Below are 2,151 nucleotides of genomic sequence, written 5' to 3'. Positions count from 1 at the left end.
GGCGGTGCCGCTGGTGGCGGACCTGGACCGGCCGGCCACGCTGGCACGGCTGCGCGGGCTGGCCACGCAGGTGCTGGACCTGGCGCCGCCGCCCGGGCAGGGCGAAGGCGATCCGCGCACGCGTGCCTTGCTCGCCGCCTTGCGCCGGGCGGCCTGGCGCAAGGCCAGGACGTCGGCCGGCATGCTTCCCGGCGAGCCCGCCATTCTACCCGAGCGGGGCAGGCCCCGCGCTGCGTTTGTCTACGCCAGCACGTCGGGCGTGTACGGCGACCGGCAGGGCGCCCGGGTCTCGGAATTCCACGCGGTGCGGCCCCAGACCGCCCGCGCGCGCCGCCGCGTGGCCGCCGAGCAGGCAGTGCGCGGCTTCGGCCGCGATGCCGGCTGGCGTGCCAGCATCGTGCGCATCCCCGGCATTTATGCCGAAGACCGCCTGCCGCTGGCGCGCCTGCACCGCGGCACGCCCGCGCTGGTGCCGCAGGACGATGTCTACACCAGCCATATCCACGCCGACGACCTGGCGCGCACCATGGTCGCGGCGCTGTTCCGCGGCCGCGCGCAGCGCGTGGTCCATGCCAGCGACGACACCGAGTTGCACATGGCCGACTATTTCGACCTGGTCGCCGACCNGCCCGCCGCGGCTGGCCGCGTCCGCCGCGGGTCACGCGCGGCGAGGCGCGTGAAGTGATCGACAAGACGCTGCTGAGCTTCATGAGCGAATCGCGCCGCCTCGACAACCGCCGCCTGAAACGCGAACTGCGCCTGCGGCTGCGTTATCCCACCGTCACCTCCTTCTTCGACGCCTGACGGCCTTGCCGGGGCGTCCCGGTGCGGCTGGCACGGGGTTTGCTATGACTGTGCGTCGTTTTGCTCCTGTCTATACAGCAATGCTTCCATTGCCCCGCCTTGGTGCTGGCACCGTAATCCGTGAGCCGGGGTGGTGCTAGGCCCGTTGAGGGGTTCCTGCTGGAAAGCGCCTTTTAAGGTGTTTATCCGCCTGGTTGCTTGGTGGAAGCCCTACGTTGACTTGTATATACAGGTACTGTTTAATGTCCGAAAACAAGCGCGGCCGCACGCATGGCCTGCCGTCGACGGACACACCAAAGGAGCGTACAGATGAGGAATCACAGCAGGATTCGCGGTCGGATTGCAGTGCAGGCCGCGGTGCTGGTTGCGGCATTGGGGGCCGGTGCGGCCCAGGCGCAAAACACCCAGGTCACGCTGGGCATGAGCGGCTGGACCGGTTTCGCGCCGCTGACGCTGGCCGACAAGGCCGGCATCTTCAAGAAGCACGGCGTGGACGTCGACATCAAGATGATCCCGCAGAAGGACCGCCACCTGGCGCTGGCCTCGGGCGCGATCCAGTGCGCGGCCACCACGGTGGAAACGCACGTGGCCTGGAACGCCAACGGCGTGCCCATCACCCAGATCGTGCAGCTCGACAAGTCCTACGGCGCCGACGGCCTGGCCGTGCGCAGCGACGTCAAGAGCTTTGCCGACCTGAAGGGCAAGACCATCGGCGTCGATGCGCCGGGCACCGCGCCGTATTTCGGCCTGGCCTGGATGCTGAAGAAGAACGGCATGTCGCTCAAGGACGTCAAGACCACCACGCTGTCGCCGCAGGCGGCCGCCCAGGCCTTCGTGGCCGGCCAGAACGACGGCGCCATGACCTATGAGCCGTACCTGTCGACGGTGCGCCAGAACCCGGACAAGGGCAAGATCCTGGCGACCACACTCGACTACCCGATGGTGACCGATACGCTGGGCTGCGCGCCGAAGTGGCTTAAAGAGAATCCCAAGGCCGCGCAGGCGCTGGTCGACAGCTACTTCGAGGCGCTGGAGATGATCCAGAAGGAGCCGGCCAAGGCCAACGACATCATGGGCGCGGCGGTCAAGCAGACCGGCGAGCAGTTCGCCAAGTCCTCCGCCTACCTGCGCTGGCAGGACCGCGAGGCCAACCGCAAGTTCTTTGCCGGCGAGCTCGCCAGCTTCAGCAAGGAAGCGGCGGCGGTGCTGCTGGACATCGGCGTGATCCGCCAGGTGCCGGACGTGACGGCGCTGTATGACGCGCGTTTCCTCAAGTAACCGACAGTCTTCAGGAGGCGTGACGTCATGACACAAGCCAGACTTGGAACACCCGCCCCGGCCGCTGCC

General features: G+C 68.0%; 1 protein-coding gene and 1 pseudogene. Both read left to right on the top strand.

Features of this window, described 5'->3' with window-relative positions; translation table 11 throughout:
• Positions 1-804 (top strand): annotated as a pseudogene (locus CF68_RS17825) (NAD-dependent epimerase/dehydratase family protein); the annotation flags it as partial.
• Positions 805-1,113: 309 nt separating this feature from the next.
• Positions 1,114-2,082: an ABC transporter substrate-binding protein gene (locus CF68_RS17820; RefSeq protein ID WP_035821168.1), complete on the top strand. Its 969-nt coding sequence runs from the start codon at positions 1,114-1,116 to the stop codon at positions 2,080-2,082.
• Positions 2,083-2,151: the final 69 nt, after the last annotated feature.

It is taken from the genome of Cupriavidus sp. SK-4, from assembly GCF_000611125.1.
Taxonomy (GTDB): Bacteria; Pseudomonadota; Gammaproteobacteria; order Burkholderiales; family Burkholderiaceae; genus Cupriavidus; species Cupriavidus necator.
This window is presented reverse-complemented; position numbering and strand designations above follow the sequence as displayed.